The organism is Pseudomonas sp. ASL8, assembly GCF_056680355.1.
In genome coordinates this window covers 5,368,782-5,384,544 of the sequence record NZ_CM155278.1, presented here as the reverse complement: position 1 = coordinate 5,384,544, position 15,763 = coordinate 5,368,782, and the positions used below count along the sequence as shown (strand labels likewise).

Below are 15,763 nucleotides of genomic sequence, written 5' to 3'. Positions count from 1 at the left end.
GCGCTAGTCTGTGTAAACCAAAAGTTTAGAGTGGCGACATGGAAAGCTTCAGCAGCATCGAGTGTTTCGTCCGCAGTGCGGAGGTCGGCAGTTTCGCCGAAGCTGCGCGCCGTTTGAGTCTGACGCCAGCAGCGGTGGGCAAGAGTGTCGCCAAGCTGGAAGCCCGACTCGGTGTCCGGCTGTTCCAGCGCAGTACGCGTCGCCTGACCCTCACAGAAGCCGGTCAGCGCTTCCTCGGTGAGGTCAGCGCAAGCCTCAATACCATTCAGAATGCCGTCGCTAATCTGGCCAGCGTCGAGGGGCAGCCGGCTGGCACGCTCAAGGTCAGCATGGGCACGGTTTTTGGTCGCCTCTATATCGTGCCCTTGCTGGGTGAATTCCTGCGGCGCTTTCCGGCGATCACGCCAGACTGGCACTTCGATAATCGTCAGGTGGATTTGATTGGCCAAGGCTTCGACGCGGCCATCGGTGGTGGCTTCGATCTGCCTCAAGGTGTGGTCGCGCGCAGGCTCGCACCGGCGCATCGGGTGTTGGTCGCGTCACCAGCGTATCTGGCTGAACATCCAGCCCTGGTCAACCCGCAAGACTTGCAAGGGTGCGCGGGAATTTTGATTCGTTCGCCGCAAACGGGACGTGTACGTTCCTGGCCACTGACCAACCGGGCACAGGAACACAGCCCGCTGAACCTGACACTGCGCATGACCATGAGCGATTCGGAAGCAGCCTGCGCCGCTGCCGAACAAAGTTTGGGCATCGCGCTGGTGAGCATGCCTTTCGCTGCGCCGTATTTGCGCGACGGCACCTTGCTGCGAGTGTTGCCAGAGTGGTACGTCGATGACGGCAACATTTCGCTGTACTACAGCGAACATAAGCTGCTGCCTGGGAAAACCCGGGCTTTTGTCGATTTTGTAATCGAGCAGTTTGCTCAACAGAAACTGGCGCAGGTGTTTAGCGCCCTATGACGGGGCCCACAATGAATATTCATGCCAAGCGTTTTGCACGACACCACTGGAAAACTGGCTGCGTGCCGATTCCATAACGCAGGCGGTGGTTGTTGGCGTAGCGACTAACAACTCAGTGGAGTCGACCGCGCGCAGTGGCGGCAATCTGGGGTTCGAGGTGCTGGTGCCTCACGATGCCTGTTTTACATTTGATCAGGCCGACTTCTTTGGCGCTCCGCATGCGGCACAGGAGGTACACGCTATGTCGTTGAGCAACCTGCATGGCGAGTATGCGACGGTGCTGTCGACTGCTGAAATTCTTGCTGGGATGAGTCGGGCCTGATGAGGCTGGCACCCACGAATGCGGAATATCGGGATACCAAGAGAGGGGCGAGCGTTGCGTTTTATGCAAATATGACGGGCGCGAAAAGGTCAGTCGAAGACCTGAAAAGGCGATTCGGGAGTTTAACAATTGGACGGTAATTTTTCTTGATGAATGTCGTGTCCCCACTGGAGGCCTATCAACAGGCCATAGATGAGCAAGGATTCAAGCCCGATGCGGCGCAGTTGAAGGCCGTTCGGTTGTTGCAGGAATGCTACGTGGCGCTGCACGAGAGCAAGCACCGGTCGCCAATCAAGGGTGTTTACCTGTGGGGCCCCGTAGGGCGAGGCAAGACCTGGTTGATGGACCGCTTTTACGAGAGTTTGAAAGTGCCGGCCCGACGCCAGCATTTCCATCACTTCATGCGTTGGGTGCATATCCGGTTGTTCCAGCTAACCGGCACGGCCAACCCGTTGAGAGCGCTGGCCCGCGAACTGAGTCAGGAAGTGCGGGTGCTGTGTTTCGATGAACTGTTTGTCAGTGACATCGGCGATGCGATCATTCTGGGTGGCTTGTTGCAGGTGATGTTCGAGGAAGGCGTGGTGCTGGTGTCCACCTCCAATCAACCGCCGGAGCAGCTGTATGCCGATGGCTTCAACCGCCAGCGGTTGGTTCCGGCCATCGACGCGATCAACCGTGACATGACGGTGGTGAGCGTCGACGGTGGCGAAGATCATCGTCTGCATCCGGGGCAATTGCATCAGCGTTATTGGCTCAGCCAGCCGGATCAGCCGAGCGTTCTGGGTGACGTGTTCAAACGCCTGAGCGCGGGTCAAACGGTGTCGAGCGAGCCGGTCGCGTTTGGCCGTCGCAGCGTGAATGCGGTGCAGCACAGCGAGAAGGTGCTGTGGTGCCGTTACGCCGACGTCTGTGAACAGCCGCTGGCAGCGATGGATTTCATTGATTTGTGCGACCGATTCTTGGTGATTCTGATCAGCGAAGTGCCTGCGCTGAGCGCCAAACAGCGCGAAGGAAAAATCGCCCGAGGGACTGAGGACGCGGCCGTGCAGGTCGCCGCCGGTGATCGGGAACTGCCGCAGCTGTCAGTGCATGACGACGGTGTGCGGCGCTTCATCGCGCTGGTCGACGAATGCTATGACCGTCGCGTGCCGTTGTATGTCGAAGCGCAGGTGCCGCTTGAGCAGTTGTACACCGAGGGTTATCTGGCCTTTGCCTTCCGCCGCACCCTGAGCCGCCTTCAGGAAATGCAGCTGGAGCGGTTCGCCCCCTTATGATCGGTGCACCCTCTGATCGCGCTATTGCTATCCATATCGTGCATGTCTCAACCGTTCAGCACGAAACGGATAGAGGTCTGCACTAAACGGATATTGCGCAGACCGCTGGATTTCTAACCTTGGCAGGCCTTGATAACAACAATAAAAGAGTCCCGCCATGCGAAAAATAGACGTCCACACCCTGGTCGACGAGGCCAGGTTCAATCGCTTTCATTGGTTGGTGCTGTTCTGGTGCGCCTTGATCATCATTTTTGACGGTTACGATCTGGTGATCTACGGCGTGGTATTGCCGGTGTTGATGGTCGAGTGGGGGCTGACACCCTTGCAAGCTGGCGCATTGGGAAGCTATGCGCTGTTCGGCATGATGTTCGGTGCGCTGTTCTTCGGCCCGCTTTCGGACAAGATCGGGCGCAAGAAAGTCATCGCCATCTGCGTCACGCTGTTCAGCGGTTTCACCGTCCTGAACGGCTTTGTCACCAACCCCACCGAATTTGGCATCTGCCGCTTTATCGCTGGCCTTGGCATCGGCGGCGTCATGCCCAATGTCGTGGCGTTGATGAGCGAATACGCACCGAAAAAAATCCGTAGCACGCTGGTAGCGATCATGTTCAGCGGCTACTCGGTGGGCGGCATGTTGTCCGCTGGTTTGGGCATCGTGTTGTTGCCGCGTTTTGGTTGGCAGTCGGTGTTTTTCGTCGCTGCGATTCCGTTACTGCTATTGCCGCTGATTCTCTGGTTTTTGCCGGAATCGGTGGGCTTCATGGTCCGCGAGGGACGCAGGCAGCAGGTCGCCCACGTGCTGCAACGCATCGAGCCGGGTTACACCGCACAGCCCGATGATCAGTATCAGATGGCTGCGATAAAAGCTGACGGTGCCCCGGTGTTGCAGCTGTTTCGCGAAGGACGGGCGCTCAGCACTCTCATGCTGTGGGTCGCCTTTTTCTGCTGCCTGCTGATGGTTTATGCGCTCAATTCCTGGCTGCCGAAGTTGATGGCCAGCGCCGGTTATGGCCTGGGCTCAAGCTTGATGTTTTTGCTGGTACTGAACTTCGGCGCGATATTCGGCGCTGTTGGCGGTGGTTGGCTGGGCGATAAATTCAACCTGCAGCGAGTGTTGGTGGTGTTCTTCGCCATCGCCTCGGTGTCCATCAGTCTGTTGGGGTTCAACAGCCCGGGCTGGATGCTCTACAGCCTGATCGCGATTGCCGGTGCGACCACCATTGGTTCGCAGATTTTGCTGTACGCCATGGGTGCGCAGTTCTACGCGCTCGCCATCCGCTCCACCGGATTGGGTTGGGCCTCGGGCGTGGGGCGTAGCGGCGCCATCGTCGGCCCGATTCTGGGTGGCGCGCTGTTCGGTATTGGCCTTCCGTTGCACTACAACTTCATGGCTTTCGCAGTGCCTGGCGCAGTGGCGGCGCTGGCGATGTGCTTCGTCTATCGGCGCCAGGTATCGCCGGTAGTCGCACCGGTGGAGATCCAGGTTCGGTCCTGATCGTGTGCTGGAGCTGCGTATTGCCCGAGACATCGCTTTTTGTCGAGCAACGGAAACCATGAAAACACTGATCAAAGACTTCTCCCTGTCCGCTGCCGTCGCCGGCTTTATCGCGACGATCATTTCCTATGCAGGGCCATTGGTGATCATCTTCCAGGCGGCGAAAAGCGCAGGACTGCCTGCCGATGTGCTGTCGTCCTGGGTTTGGGCGATTTCCATTGGCAGCGGTGTGTTGGGCATTTACTTGAGCCTGCGTTTCAGGGTTCCGGTGGTGATCGCCTGGTCGGCGCCCGGCTCGGCGTTGTTGGTGGCGCTGCTGCCGGGCATCAGTCTGAATGAGGCGGTGGGGGCGTATATCGTCTCCAGCCTGATCATTCTGCTGGTGGGTGTGTCCGGCGCATTTGACCGCATCGTTGGCAAACTGCCTGCGGCGATTTCGGCCGCGATGTTGGCGGGGATTCTGTTCAGTTTCGGCACCCAGCTGTTTGTGTCGATGAAGGACAAGCCGTTCATGGTGTTGGCGATGTTTGTCACCTATCTACTGTTCAGGCGCATGAAACCACGATATGCGGTGTTGGCTGTGCTGGTTGTGGGCTGCGTGATCGCTGTGGCGGCCGGGGAGTTGAACCGCTCTGCGCTGGTGATCGATGTGGCGAAACCGATGTGGATCAGCCCTGAATTCAGTTGGCATGCGTTGCTCAATATCGCCTTGCCGCTGGTGATGGTGGCGTTGACCGGGCAGTTCGTGCCGGGCATCGCCGTATTGCGCAACGACGGTTACCACACGCCTGCCAGCCCGATCATTGCCAGCTCGGCGCTGGGCACGTTGTTGCTGGCGCCATTCGGTTGCCACGGGCTGAACCTGGCAGCGATCACCGCGGCCATCTGCACGGGGCGTGAGTCTCATGAAGACAAGAGCAAACGCTATGTCGCCGGAGTGATGGGCGGGGTGTTGTACCTGTTGCTGGGCATCTTCGGTGCGACCCTGGTGTCGATCTTCAGCGCTTTCCCCAAGGCACTGATCGCGGCACTGGCCGGGCTGGCGTTGTTTGCCGCTATTGCGGGCGCATTGGCCGGGTCCATGGCCGAACCCAAGGATCGCGAAGCCGCACTGATTACCTTCCTGGTCACGGCATCAGGCATGTCATTGCTGGGGCTTTCGGCGGCGTTCTGGGGCTTGATCTTCGGGCTCCTGGCACACCTGTTATTGACGTTTGGGAGAGTGAAAAAAGCCGGGGCGCTAGTGGCCCCGGTACAAGCAAGGTAGCAAGGTAAAAAGGTACGGATCGGGAGCGTCCGTTACTCGCATCAATCCATCGATCTCTGACTGACTGTCGCGGTTTTTAAACCCACGCCACGGTATAGGGATCGTTTGACCTAATAAAAACAAGAGTGACCCTATGAAAAACAGTGCGAGCGTCATCGGAATAATGGTTTCAGCGGCGGTGGCCGGTAGTTTTTGCGAAGTGGCGCGTGCAGACGAAAGTGCGTTCTTCAAGGACTCGACGGCAACCTTGCAGGCGCGTAACTACTACTTCAGCCGCGACTATTCCGGCATCGTCGGCCCCAACAAACAGTCAAAGGCCGAGGAGTGGGCACAGGGCTTCATTCTCAACATGAAGTCCGGCTACACCGAAGGGGTCGTGGGGTTCGGGGTGGATGCCCTCGGCACACTGGGGATCAAACTCGACAGCAGTCGGGATCGGGTGAAGACCGGCTTACTGCCCTTGCACACCGACGGCCAATCCGCCGACGAATACAGCGAGGTGGCTGGCACACTGAAAATGAAAGTGGGCAAGACCGAACTGCGTGTGGGTGAACTGCAACCCAATCTGCCCGTACTGGCGTTCAGCGATATCCGCTTGTTGCCGCCGACCTATCAGGGCGCCAGCGTGGTCTCCACGGATATTGAAGGCTTGACTCTTAATGCCGGTCAATTGCGCTCTACCAACTTGCGTGATTCCACCAATGACCAGCAGATGTATGCACTGATCAATGACCCGATCAACCCACGGCGTATCGCCAATATCACCTCCGATCGTTTCAACTACGCGGGTGCTGACTACACCTTCAACGACAAGCGCACCACGGTCGGCATCTGGCAGGCCCAGCTCAAAGATATCTACCAGCAACGCTTCTACAACCTCAAACACATCGAGCCGTTCGGCAGCTGGAAACTGGGGGCGAACCTGGGCTTTTACGACGCTCAGGATGATGGGCAGAGCAAAGCGGGCAGCCTCGACAACCACGCGTTTTACTCGCTGATGTCCGCCGCCCACGGGGGGAATACCTTTTACGTCGGCTATCAGGCGATCAATGGCAAAGACGGCTTCTTGCGTATTGGCGACAACATTGCGCCATTGGGTAACGAAGTACCGACTTATGAGTTCGCCGCCCCTAAAGAGCGCTCCTGGCAACTGCGCGACGAGTACAACTTCGCCGCCATTGGCCTACCGGGTCTGGTGGTTGGCGCGCGCTACCTCAAGGGCGATAACGTCAATACCGGGCGGGGCTTCGAAGGCAAGGACTGGGAGCGTGATCTGGACATTGGCTACGTGATCCAGAGCGGACCATTCAGGGATGTGGGCATGCGCATTCGCAACGCGACAGCGCGTTCCAACTACCGCACCGACATCGACGAAAATCGGCTGATCCTGAGCTATACCATCAAGCTGTTCTGATCCGGACGTTGCTGTCGGAGTCCTGATGGGCTCCGGCAGCGACACCTCACGAGGCGTTTCTGCGGCGATGGGCCAGCAAGTGCTTGCTGCCTTCAAACATCAATACCAGCACGGCCAGCCAGATCGGCAGGTATGTCAGCCATTCGTCACGGCCGATACTTTCCCCCAGCAGCAAGGCGACGCCGACCAGAAGTACGGGTTCAACATAACTGAGCAGGCCGAACAGGCTGAAGGCCAGCATGCGACTCGCAAGAATATAACTGACCAGTGCTGAAGCGCTGATCATGCCCAACAGTGGAATCAACAGGTACAGCCTTGGATGTTCGGCGACGGCGCTGGGGTCACCGTCGAGGATGAACCAGATTGCGATGGGCAGCAGCAGGGTCATGTCGAACCACAGACCGCCGAGATTATCGTTGCCCAACCTACGCCGTAGCACGAAATACATTGGATAACCGAGGGCCACCAACAGGGTTTCCCAAGAGAAGCTGCCGACCCGGTACAGCTCATTGGCGACGCCGATCAGGGCAAAAAAAGCGGCTATTTTTTGCAGCCGTGACAGGTGTTCGCCGTAGGCGATTCGGCCGGTCACGATCATCGTCAGTGGTAATAGAAAATACCCCAGTGACACTTCCAGGCTTCGGCCATGCAGCGGTGCCCACATGAAGAGCAGGAGCTGCGCACCGAGCAGCGTCGAAGACAGCAGCATGCCGATCAGCAGGGTCGGCTTTTTTCGCAGGCGTCGGCCGATTTGGCAAACCAGCGGCCAATCACCACTGATAATCATGAACAGCGTTACGCAGGGCACGGTGAGCAGCATGCGCCAACCGAAGATCTCTTCACCACTCAGAGGGGGCATCAGCGAAGTATAGAAATACATGACCCCGAACAGGATCGAGGCCATAACCGACAGTACAACACCTTTTGACACAAGATCCTCGCGCGGCTTCAAGCTTTTATAGGGAGCTTGTTTTGTGAAGGGCTCTCCGGTTTTAACCTTGAGAGAAGCGGCGCACAGTCTAGCTGATCCTCCATGGCAGGACAGGACGGACTCCGTTCAGCTTTCCTGTGAATCCGGAACGAAACATTTGGTTAGGCCGTGAGCTTTGTTAGGCTGCTGCGATTGCCCGGTTGAACCTGCCCGGGGTTATCGAAGGACGCCCCATGACGGCCATCAGCACCGCGGCACCGGTTATCCCGGGCCGAATGGAACAGTTTTCCACGCGTATCGGGTTTTTTATCGCCGGGTTCGGCATCGCAGCGTGGGCGCCGTTGGTGCCCTATGCCAAGGCGCGGGTCGGGCTGAATGACGGGACTCTCGGGTTATTGCTCCTGTGTTTGGGGGTCGGCTCGATCATCGCCATGCCGTTGGCAGGGGCGCTCGCGGCGCGGTTCGGATGCCGCAGTGTCTTGATCGTCTCCAGCGTGTTGATTTGTCTGTGCCTGCCCTTGCTGGCGTCAGTTTCCAGTCTGTCGTTGCTGGTGGCGACGCTGTTCGTGTTTGGCGCGAGCATGGGCGCACTGGACTGCACGGTGAACATTCAGGCGATCATCGTCGAACGGGCCAGTGGCAAGACCATGATGTCGGGCTTTCATGGCTTGTTCAGCCTGGGAGGGATCATCGGTGCTGGCGGGGTCAGTGGCTTGCTCAGTGCGGGTGCTTCGCCGTTGATCGCGATGTGGGTGGTGGTTGCCTTTATGGTCATTGCCCTGCTCAGAGCCTCGCCGCATTTCCTCACCTATGGCAGCGAAAGCGATGGCCCGGCGTTTGCCGTGCCCCACGGCGTGGTGCTGTTTATTGGTTTGCTGTGCTTTACCGTGTTCCTCACCGAAGGCGCAATGCTCGATTGGAGTGCGGTGTTCCTCAGTTCCTTGCGTAATGTCGATCCGTCTTATGCCGGGCTGGGCTATGCGGTGTTCGCCCTGACCATGACCCTCGGCCGGTTTTTTGGCGATGCCATCGTTCGTCGAGTCGGGGCCAATCGCGTCATTATTCTCGGCGGCCTGTGCGCAGCGCTGGGGTTGGCACTGTCTACACTGATCCCCTCGTGGGAAGCGGCGTTGCTTGGTTACGCGCTGGTCGGTGCCGGTTGTTCCAACATCATTCCAGTGCTCTACAGCGCTGTCGGTCGACAAAAGGTCATGCCAGAAAACGTGGCTGTCCCGGCGATCACCACCCTGGGGTACGCCGGGATTCTTGCAGGTCCAGCGCTCATTGGCTTCATCGCCCACGCCAGCAGCCTGAGCCTGGCCTTTCTGATTGTCGCCGTGTTGCTGCTGGGTGTTTCGGTGAGTGGGCGTATCTTGAAGGTATGAACCACTAAGGTTCAGGACCTTGGTGTCGTTGGCAGCGACGACGCCAACAGATCACCGATCAACACGTAGTGCGGTGCCTCCGAGGGCAGCTGCGCTGCGAATTCGCCAATGACTTCCTGGGTCAGGCTGACGATGTCTTCAACCAGCTCCATGCCCGCGCCGGTACGCCAACTGGCGACGATGTCCATGGCAGGCGGCAGGGGAACGTCATGGATCAGGGTCAGGACGCCCTGCGCCAGTTCTCCACGCACCAGCGCTGCTGGCAATGCACCGATGCCGAAGCCGTCGCGCACCAGGCGGGTGATGGCGGAGGCCGAGTTCACGCAATTGATGCGCTGCGTCACGATGTTGGCTGTGTGCAGCATGTTCAGGATGTCCTGGTGCGGGCGTGAGTTCCGCGAAAAGGTCACGATACGCTCCAGCGACAGCTCTTCGAGCGAGGCGTAAGGCCGGTCATAGGCCGAGCCGGTCGGCACCACCCAATGCATCGGGTAGCGGGCCAGTACCGTGTTGCGCACCGAGTCGAAGCGCAGCACATCAGTCTGGAAAATAATGTCCTGATAACCCTTTTCCAGCTGCACGCACAGGTTGCTGGCAGTGTCGGCCGTCAGTTCGATCTCCAGCGCCGGGTAACACTTCATCAGGCGTGTTACCAAAGGGCTGAGCCAGGTGTGTATCACCGTATCCATCGCCCCGATACGAATCCGCCCGCGTACCTGTCGCGGGTCCTTGATCGCGTCTTTCATGCTCTGCATCGTGTCCATGATGTGTTCGGCGTATTCCAGTACACGCAAACCTTCAGTGGTCAGCGAGACCCCCTTGGAATCACGAACGAACAGGCGCACACCCATTTCATCCTCCAGGGCGGCAATGCGGCTGGAAATAGACGCCTGGGTGCTGAACAGTTTCTCTGCCGTGAGCCTGAAGCTTTTCAGGCGGGCGACCCAGACGAAGGTTTCCAGAAATTTGAGATTCACCGAGTCGGTTCCTTGCTGTTTAAGGGTGTAGCGGGTTTCGCATGCCGCAGAGACAGAGTGAGCGTCACCGTGTAGGGGTAGCACTGACCCTTTGGAAATTGCAGGTTATATGCCAGCACCTCTACAGAAATTGTTATGGGGTATAGCGGTTTTTTCTCGTTGGACACAGCTGTCGGCGTACCGAAAGATTGCTGGAGAATGAGAGAGGACTCCATGAATAACAACAATCAAAACTATGTTTGCATCGCTCCGTACCTCTGGTGGTTCACAGGATGATTATTCGACGTCTGGCCTGAGCCTTGTCACCTGACCCACAGAACGAGATCCTTATTATGCAAACCGCTATTAACCTCTGGCCGCTGCTGGGCGTGCTGGTCATCGTCATTGGCTTCGTGCTGCGCTTCAATCCGATGCTGGTGGTCGCCCTCGCGGCCGTGGTCACCGGTTTTGCCGCGAGCATGCCGTTGGACACTATTCTTGCGACCATCGGCAACGGGTTCATCAAAACCCGCACCTTGCCCCTGATCATCCTGTTGCCGCTGGCGGTCATCGGCCTGCTGGAGCGCCACGGTTTGCGTCTGCATGCGCAAAGCTGGATTGCCCGGTTCCAGAGCGCGACGGCCGGTCGCCTGTTGATTGCTTACCTGTTTGTCCGCGAAATCACTGCTGCGGTGGGGCTGACAAGCCTGGGCGGGCACCCGCAGATGGTCCGACCATTGTTGGCGCCCATGGCTGAAGGCGCTGCCGAGGCGCGGTTCGGCAAGCTGCCGGAAGCAGTGCGTTTTCGATTGCTGGCGCTATGCGCGGCAACGGACAACGTCGGGCTGTTCTTCGGCGAAGACATATTCGTCGCCTTTGGCGCTATCGCCTTGATGCACACCTTTCTGCTGGGCTCGGGGATCGACGTTGACCCGATGCACATTGCGTTCTGGGGTATTCCAACGGCGATCTGTGCGTTCGTGATCCACGCCATACGGCTGCATCGCTTTGATCGATTGTTGGGACGTGAACTGCAAGCCAGCCCGGCTGTGAAGGAGCTTGCGCAATGATCATCTCGATTCAATACCTGTACTGGTTGGCGGGGGTGATTCTGGCGATCACCTCGGTCATGACGCTCACCGATAAAAGTAATCCGAAGCGCTGGAGCACCGGTTTATTCTGGGGCCTGTTCAGCATCGCGTTTCTGGTGGGCGAGCAGTTGCCACCCGCGCTGGTTGGCGTCGGTGTGCTGGCGATGGCTGCCATCGCCGGGTGCGGCGGGGTTGGGATGGGTAAACATCATGACCTGCCCGACAAGGCTCGTCGGGCAAGCGCCGGGCGCTTAGGCAACAAACTGTTCATCCCGGCACTGGCGATTCCGCTGGTGACTGTGATCGGCGCGGTCTTTCTGAAAAACGTCAAATTCGGCGACGTGGCCTTGCTTGATCCGGCCAACAGCACCTTTGTCTCGCTGGGCATCGGCTGCCTGATCGCGCTGTCGTTGGCGTGCTGGCTGACCCGCGACACCCCGGTGCAGGCGATGCGTGAGTCACGCCGTCTGACGGAGGCGCTGGGGTGGGCGCTGGTACTGCCGCAAATGCTCGCCATGCTCGGGCTGTTGTTCAATGACGCAGGCGTTGGCAAGGCGGTGGCGCACCTGGCCACGGCCTACATCAACCTCGACTTCCGCTTGGTGGCGGTGATGGTCTACGTGTTGGGCATGGCCCTGTTCACCGTGGTCATGGGCAACGGTTTCGCCGCCTTTCCAGTGATGACGGGGGGTATTGGCGTGCCCGTACTGGTCGGCATGTACGGCGCCAACCCTGCGGTGATGGCTGCCATCGGCATGTTCTCCGGTTACTGCGGAACACTGATGACGCCCATGGCCGCCAACTACAACATTGTCCCGGCGGCGTTGCTGGAGTTACCGGACAAGTACGCGGTGATCAAGGCGCAGATCCCCATGGCGCTGGCGATGCTGGTGGTCAATATCGTGTTGTTGTACGTGCTGATGTGATGTTTTAAATCACCCGGCAACGCTGCTCTGTTTGAGTACGAACGGTTTCTCCACCGGAGCAGCGGCGCTGGCAGGTGTTCTACCGGACTTCAACAGCGTTTGAATCGCCTGGCTGTAAGCTTCACGCCCCAGGCTCATGCTGTTGTTGTGTGTGCCGCCAGGGACCAGCAACAAGCGTTTGGGTTCTCGGGCGGTCTGATACAGCTCTTCACTGAAGCGCGATGGCACATAAGGGTCATCCATGCCGTGCACGATCAGTACCGGCATGTGGATCTCAGCGATTTTGTCGATGGAATCGAACTTTTGCGACAACAGCCAGCGCACCGGCAGCGACGTGTTGGCGACAGCCGTCGCCACGTCAGCGAGGGTGGTGAAAGTGGATTCGATGATCAGCCCCCGCGCCTGCTTTTTACCGCCGTCGCGTTCAGCATCGCGACCCAGTTCGGCGGCCAGATCAATCGCCACGGCACCGCCCAGTGAATGGCCGTACAGCAGGCGTTTTGTGGCGTCGGGCTGCAAGGTTTTCAGACGCGCCCAGGCGATGCGTGCATCCTCGTACACCGAGGTCTCCGATGGTAGTGACCCCAGGCTCTGACCGAAGCCGCGGTAGTCGATGGCCAGTACAGAGAAACCCATGGCATGCAGTTGCTCGATGCGGAAAAACTGGCCCGTCAGGTTCCACCGTGTTCCGTGCAGGTACAGCACAGCGGGCGCGCTGGCTTTAGCTGCTGGCCACCACCAGGCATGGATGTTTTGCGAGTCGCCAAAATTTGGCGCCTTGAGTTCCAACTCTTCAACGTCGGCTGGCAAACCGTGATACCAACTGGCGGTGCCTGGCTCGATCTGGAACAGCAGCGTGCGCTCTTCGTGCTTAAGCACCGAGCAACTCAACGGCATGCCGAGGATCACCAGCGTCATGCATAGCAGCCTCAACCAGTGGGCTTTGAGGCGCGAAAAAAATAACGTCGGCATGGTGTGTCTCGGCGTTGAAGGTCGTCAGTCGATGGATTGGCCTTAGTGCGCAACAGCTGGCGAAGGCGGCGTGTCAGGCATACACGCGTCATGTGGATCGCAGGCAAGTCTCCCACAGACCTGTGAAGGCGCAAACGTGTTCGCGAAGCTTTTGCAGCTGCACTCATTACAGCCCTTTGCCCACTAGCACTGGATCAGCGCGATAAAGGGTCGGCTCCATCTGCTTGAGATACTCCACTTTCGGCAGGTCATTGATGATGATGTAGGGACTGCTCGGGTTCAACGTCAGGTAGTTCTGGTGGTAGGTTTCGGCCGGGTAAAACGCTTTGTTGTTTTCAATCCGGGTGACGATGGGTGCGTTGAACGCTTTGGATGCGTCAAGTTGGGCGATGTAGGCCTTGGCGATTTTTTCCTGCAGCGGGTTCTGCGGGAAAATCGCCGAGCGGTATTGGGTGCCGCTGTCGGGGCCTTGTCTGTTCAATTCGGTTGGGTTGTGGGCCACCGAGAAGAACACCTGCAGCAAGCGTCCATAAGTGATTGTTGTCGGGTCGTAGGTGATCTGTACCGACTCCGCATGCCCGGTGTCGCCGGAACTGACCTGACCATACTCTGCCGTGTTGGCGGCGCCGCCCGCGTAACCGGACACCGCGTTCTCGACGCCGCGCACGTGCTGGAATACGCCTTGAACACCCCAAAAGCATCCGCCAGCGATTACGGCCACTTCGCGGTGGGCGGTGCCGACAGGCTCATCCAGAGCGGGTGGGGCGATGGCAACGGCTTTTTCGGCCGAACACGCGGTTTGCGACAGGCCCAGTAGCAAGGTGATCAGGCTGACGCCAGCCAGTTTCAACGGCAACCACGAAGTCGATCTCTTTTCGCCCACTGTAGAAGTACTCATTTTTTTCATCCTCACGTTCATCATTGAGAAAATCGCACGCTGTGAAGGCAGAACCACGTGATCAACCGAATGTAAATGCGTAGGCCTGGACGCCGGGGTCGAGGAATTCAATGGCAAAGGTGTGATCGATAATGGGTCCTGCCTGGCGTACCAGTTGATAAAGGCGCTGTTCGGTCACCGTGCCGTCACCATTGGGCGCGATGTCAGTACCGTGATCCTCACCGGGCGCCGTGCCGTCGATGCTGACCCGAAAGCGCACAGGTTTGCCGTCGGGCCCCGGGCCGAGAACCAGGTGCAGGTCTCGCGCATGAAAGCGATAGACGATACGGCCGGGGGCGTGTTCAAGGACGACCTGTTCAGGTTTGGCCGTCCACGTGCCGACCAGTCCCCATTGGTTCAGGAGCGGTTGCACCGGGGTGACGTAGGTCTGGGCCTTGTCCGCCACTTCATCGCCTGCCGACGCGAAGTTCTGTGCACGCGCGTAACCCAGATAGGTTTCGGGCGAGCTTACCTCCGCATCATCTGCGGCCATCTGGACGCCTTGAGCATCGGCAGCCGTGACCATGCCTCGGGCAACATTTGTATGGCCGGCTTCTGCCAGCAATTGTTGGATGACGCGCTCAGACTGCGCGTAGTTACCCTCACCAAAATGGTGGTAACGAATATTGCCTTGAGCGTCGATAAAGTAATGCGCTGGCCAATACTGATTGTTGAAGCCACGCCAGATCGCGTAGTCGTTGTCGAGGGCGACCGGGTAATCGATGCCCAGATCACGCACCGCTTTGCGCACGTTATCGACGTCTCGTTCAAACGCAAATTCGGGCGCGTGCACGCCGATCACCACCAAACCCTGATCATGGTATTTCTTCGCCCACGCGTTGACGTAAGGCAGGCTGCGCAGGCAGTTGATGCAGGAATATGTCCAGAAGTCGATGACCACGACTTTGCCCTTCAGCTCTGCGGCGGTGAGCGGGGCAGAGTTCAGCCATGTAACTGCGCCGGAGAGGTCGGGCAACGAGCCTTCTACTGGCAGTTTCAGGGCTGAGTCGGCGACGTCCTTAAGACTCACGCTCATCGTGGCGCCGCTCGGACTGCTTTCACTTGGTGCAACCGGTGACAGGGTATTGAGCAGCTTTTGCTCAAGTCCGGCTGTCGCCACGGTGGATACTTTGGTCAGCAGCCCTGTGTCCAGCCCCAGAGCGATAGCAACGACGCCGATTAGCATGGCGATACCCAGGCCTCGACGCAGCCATTCGCCGGCACCCAATGAGCGTTTCATGGCGGTAAACAGCTTGCCGCCGATGAGCAAGGCAAACGCGAGCGATGTGGCAGCCCCTGCGGCATAGGCCAACAGCAACAGGGTTGTGCCAACACTGGCGCCATGCAGCGCCGCGCCGGTGAGTACCAGGCCCAGGATGGGACCGGCACAAGGCGCCCATAACAGACCGGTGGCAACCCCGAGTAAAAACGATGATTTGATGCTGGGTGGGCCACCCGGTGTTTGTGCCGATTGGGAAAGACGGTCTCCCGCCGAGACCAGCGGGCGTGTCAAACGCTCGGCCAAATGGGGCATCAACAGGGTCAAGCTGAAGAATGCCATCAGCGCGACGGCCAGCCAGCGTCCATATTGGTTGGCCTGCACCACCCAGCCACCGCCGACGGCCGCCAGGGTGGCGACCGCTGCGAACGTCAACGCCATGCCGCACAATAGCGGCAGGCCACTGCGCCGGAACGGCTCGCCTGAGCGGGCGAAGACGAAGGGCAGCACCGGCAGAATGCAGGGGCTGAGAATGGTCAGCACGCCCCCTAGGTACGACAAGATGATTAATAGCATGTGGCTGAATCCTTTTTAGTCGCTGTGGGCTGAGTC

Annotated in this window: 13 protein-coding genes and 1 pseudogene; 9 read left to right on the top strand and 5 right to left on the bottom strand. The window is 58.7% G+C overall.

What is annotated here, in order from left to right; genetic code table 11:
- Positions 1–38: 38 nt before the first annotated feature.
- The 6 genes and pseudogenes from AC1MEA_RS24645 to AC1MEA_RS24620 all read left to right on the top strand — a co-directional run bounded on the left by AC1MEA_RS24645 (position 39) and on the right by AC1MEA_RS24620 (position 6,734).
- The gene (locus AC1MEA_RS24645) at positions 39–962 is read left to right on the top strand and encodes a LysR family transcriptional regulator (RefSeq protein WP_449633251.1); all 924 of its coding nucleotides are present in this window, start codon (positions 39–41) and stop codon (positions 960–962) included.
- 28 nt (positions 963–990) lie between these two features.
- Positions 991–1,284: pseudogene (locus AC1MEA_RS24640) on the top strand (isochorismatase family protein); the annotation flags it as partial.
- Positions 1,285–1,433: 149 nt separating this feature from the next.
- Complete coding sequence (gene zapE / locus AC1MEA_RS24635; RefSeq protein ID WP_480417651.1) at positions 1,434–2,558, top strand: cell division protein ZapE; 1,125 nt, start codon at positions 1,434–1,436, stop codon at positions 2,556–2,558.
- A gap of 157 nt (positions 2,559–2,715) precedes the next feature.
- A complete protein-coding gene (locus AC1MEA_RS24630) occupies positions 2,716–4,053 on the top strand; it encodes an MFS transporter (protein WP_480417650.1) in 1,338 nt (445 codons plus the stop codon).
- Between the two features lie 58 nt (positions 4,054–4,111).
- Entirely contained in the window at positions 4,112–5,320 is a 1,209-nt protein-coding gene (locus AC1MEA_RS24625; protein WP_480417649.1) for a benzoate/H(+) symporter BenE family transporter, read from the top strand.
- A gap of 133 nt (positions 5,321–5,453) precedes the next feature.
- On the top strand, positions 5,454–6,734 hold the full coding sequence (locus AC1MEA_RS24620; RefSeq protein WP_449633255.1) for an OprD family porin: 1,281 nt from the start codon (positions 5,454–5,456) through the stop codon (positions 6,732–6,734).
- A 46-nt stretch (positions 6,735–6,780) separates the two neighbouring features.
- Here AC1MEA_RS24620 and rarD read toward each other — a convergent pair whose 3' ends face one another.
- Positions 6,781–7,665: an EamA family transporter RarD gene (gene rarD / locus AC1MEA_RS24615; RefSeq protein WP_480417648.1), complete on the bottom strand. Its 885-nt coding sequence runs from the start codon at positions 7,663–7,665 to the stop codon at positions 6,781–6,783.
- A gap of 233 nt (positions 7,666–7,898) precedes the next feature.
- Here rarD and AC1MEA_RS24610 point away from each other — a divergent pair, with 233 nt between their 5' ends.
- Positions 7,899–9,050, top strand: a complete 1,152-nt coding sequence (locus AC1MEA_RS24610; RefSeq protein ID WP_449633257.1) for an MFS transporter — start codon at positions 7,899–7,901, stop codon at positions 9,048–9,050.
- An 11-nt stretch (positions 9,051–9,061) separates the two neighbouring features.
- Here the strand turns inward: AC1MEA_RS24610 and AC1MEA_RS24605 are convergent, their stop codons facing one another.
- A complete protein-coding gene (locus AC1MEA_RS24605; RefSeq protein WP_480417647.1) occupies positions 9,062–10,027 on the bottom strand; it encodes a LysR family transcriptional regulator in 966 nt (321 codons plus the stop codon).
- 332 nt (positions 10,028–10,359) lie between these two features.
- Between AC1MEA_RS24605 and AC1MEA_RS24600 the strand changes: the two genes are divergently transcribed.
- Positions 10,360–11,076 (top strand): DUF969 domain-containing protein, encoded by a 717-nt coding sequence (locus AC1MEA_RS24600; RefSeq protein WP_219060629.1) that lies wholly within the window; start codon positions 10,360–10,362, stop codon positions 11,074–11,076.
- Positions 11,073–12,023, top strand: a complete 951-nt coding sequence (locus tag AC1MEA_RS24595; RefSeq protein WP_480417646.1) for a DUF979 domain-containing protein — start codon at positions 11,073–11,075, stop codon at positions 12,021–12,023. Before AC1MEA_RS24600 ends, AC1MEA_RS24595 begins: the two co-directional genes overlap by 4 nt.
- 9 nt (positions 12,024–12,032) lie before the next feature.
- Here the strand turns inward: AC1MEA_RS24595 and AC1MEA_RS24590 are convergent, their stop codons facing one another.
- The 3 genes from AC1MEA_RS24590 to AC1MEA_RS24580 all read right to left on the bottom strand — a co-directional run bounded on the left by AC1MEA_RS24590 (position 12,033) and on the right by AC1MEA_RS24580 (position 15,727).
- The gene (locus AC1MEA_RS24590) at positions 12,033–12,995 is read right to left on the bottom strand and encodes an alpha/beta hydrolase (RefSeq protein ID WP_480417645.1); all 963 of its coding nucleotides are present in this window, start codon (positions 12,993–12,995) and stop codon (positions 12,033–12,035) included.
- 166 nt (positions 12,996–13,161) lie between these two features.
- The gene (msrA, locus tag AC1MEA_RS24585) at positions 13,162–13,893 is read right to left on the bottom strand and encodes a peptide-methionine (S)-S-oxide reductase MsrA (protein WP_480417644.1); all 732 of its coding nucleotides are present in this window, start codon (positions 13,891–13,893) and stop codon (positions 13,162–13,164) included.
- Positions 13,894–13,954: 61 nt separating this feature from the next.
- Positions 13,955–15,727, bottom strand: a complete 1,773-nt coding sequence (locus AC1MEA_RS24580) for a cytochrome c biogenesis protein DipZ (protein ID WP_480417643.1) — start codon at positions 15,725–15,727, stop codon at positions 13,955–13,957.
- Positions 15,728–15,763: the final 36 nt, after the last annotated feature.

Coding starts and splice junctions, on each gene's coding strand:
- msrA (WP_480417644.1), bottom strand. CDS start 13,893: ATGAGTACTTCTACAGTGGGCGAAAAGAGATCGACTTCGTGGTTGCCG.
- AC1MEA_RS24620 (WP_449633255.1), top strand. CDS start 5,454: ATGAAAAACAGTGCGAGCGTCATCGGAATAATGGTTTCAGCGGCGGTG.
- AC1MEA_RS24630 (WP_480417650.1), top strand. CDS start 2,716: ATGCGAAAAATAGACGTCCACACCCTGGTCGACGAGGCCAGGTTCAAT.
- AC1MEA_RS24625 (WP_480417649.1), top strand. CDS start 4,112: ATGAAAACACTGATCAAAGACTTCTCCCTGTCCGCTGCCGTCGCCGGC.
- AC1MEA_RS24645 (WP_449633251.1), top strand. CDS start 39: ATGGAAAGCTTCAGCAGCATCGAGTGTTTCGTCCGCAGTGCGGAGGTC.
- zapE (WP_480417651.1), top strand. CDS start 1,434: ATGAATGTCGTGTCCCCACTGGAGGCCTATCAACAGGCCATAGATGAG.
- AC1MEA_RS24600 (WP_219060629.1), top strand. CDS start 10,360: ATGCAAACCGCTATTAACCTCTGGCCGCTGCTGGGCGTGCTGGTCATC.
- AC1MEA_RS24595 (WP_480417646.1), top strand. CDS start 11,073: ATGATCATCTCGATTCAATACCTGTACTGGTTGGCGGGGGTGATTCTG.
- AC1MEA_RS24610 (WP_449633257.1), top strand. CDS start 7,899: ATGACGGCCATCAGCACCGCGGCACCGGTTATCCCGGGCCGAATGGAA.
- AC1MEA_RS24590 (WP_480417645.1), bottom strand. CDS start 12,995: ATGCCGACGTTATTTTTTTCGCGCCTCAAAGCCCACTGGTTGAGGCTG.
- AC1MEA_RS24580 (WP_480417643.1), bottom strand. CDS start 15,727: ATGCTATTAATCATCTTGTCGTACCTAGGGGGCGTGCTGACCATTCTC.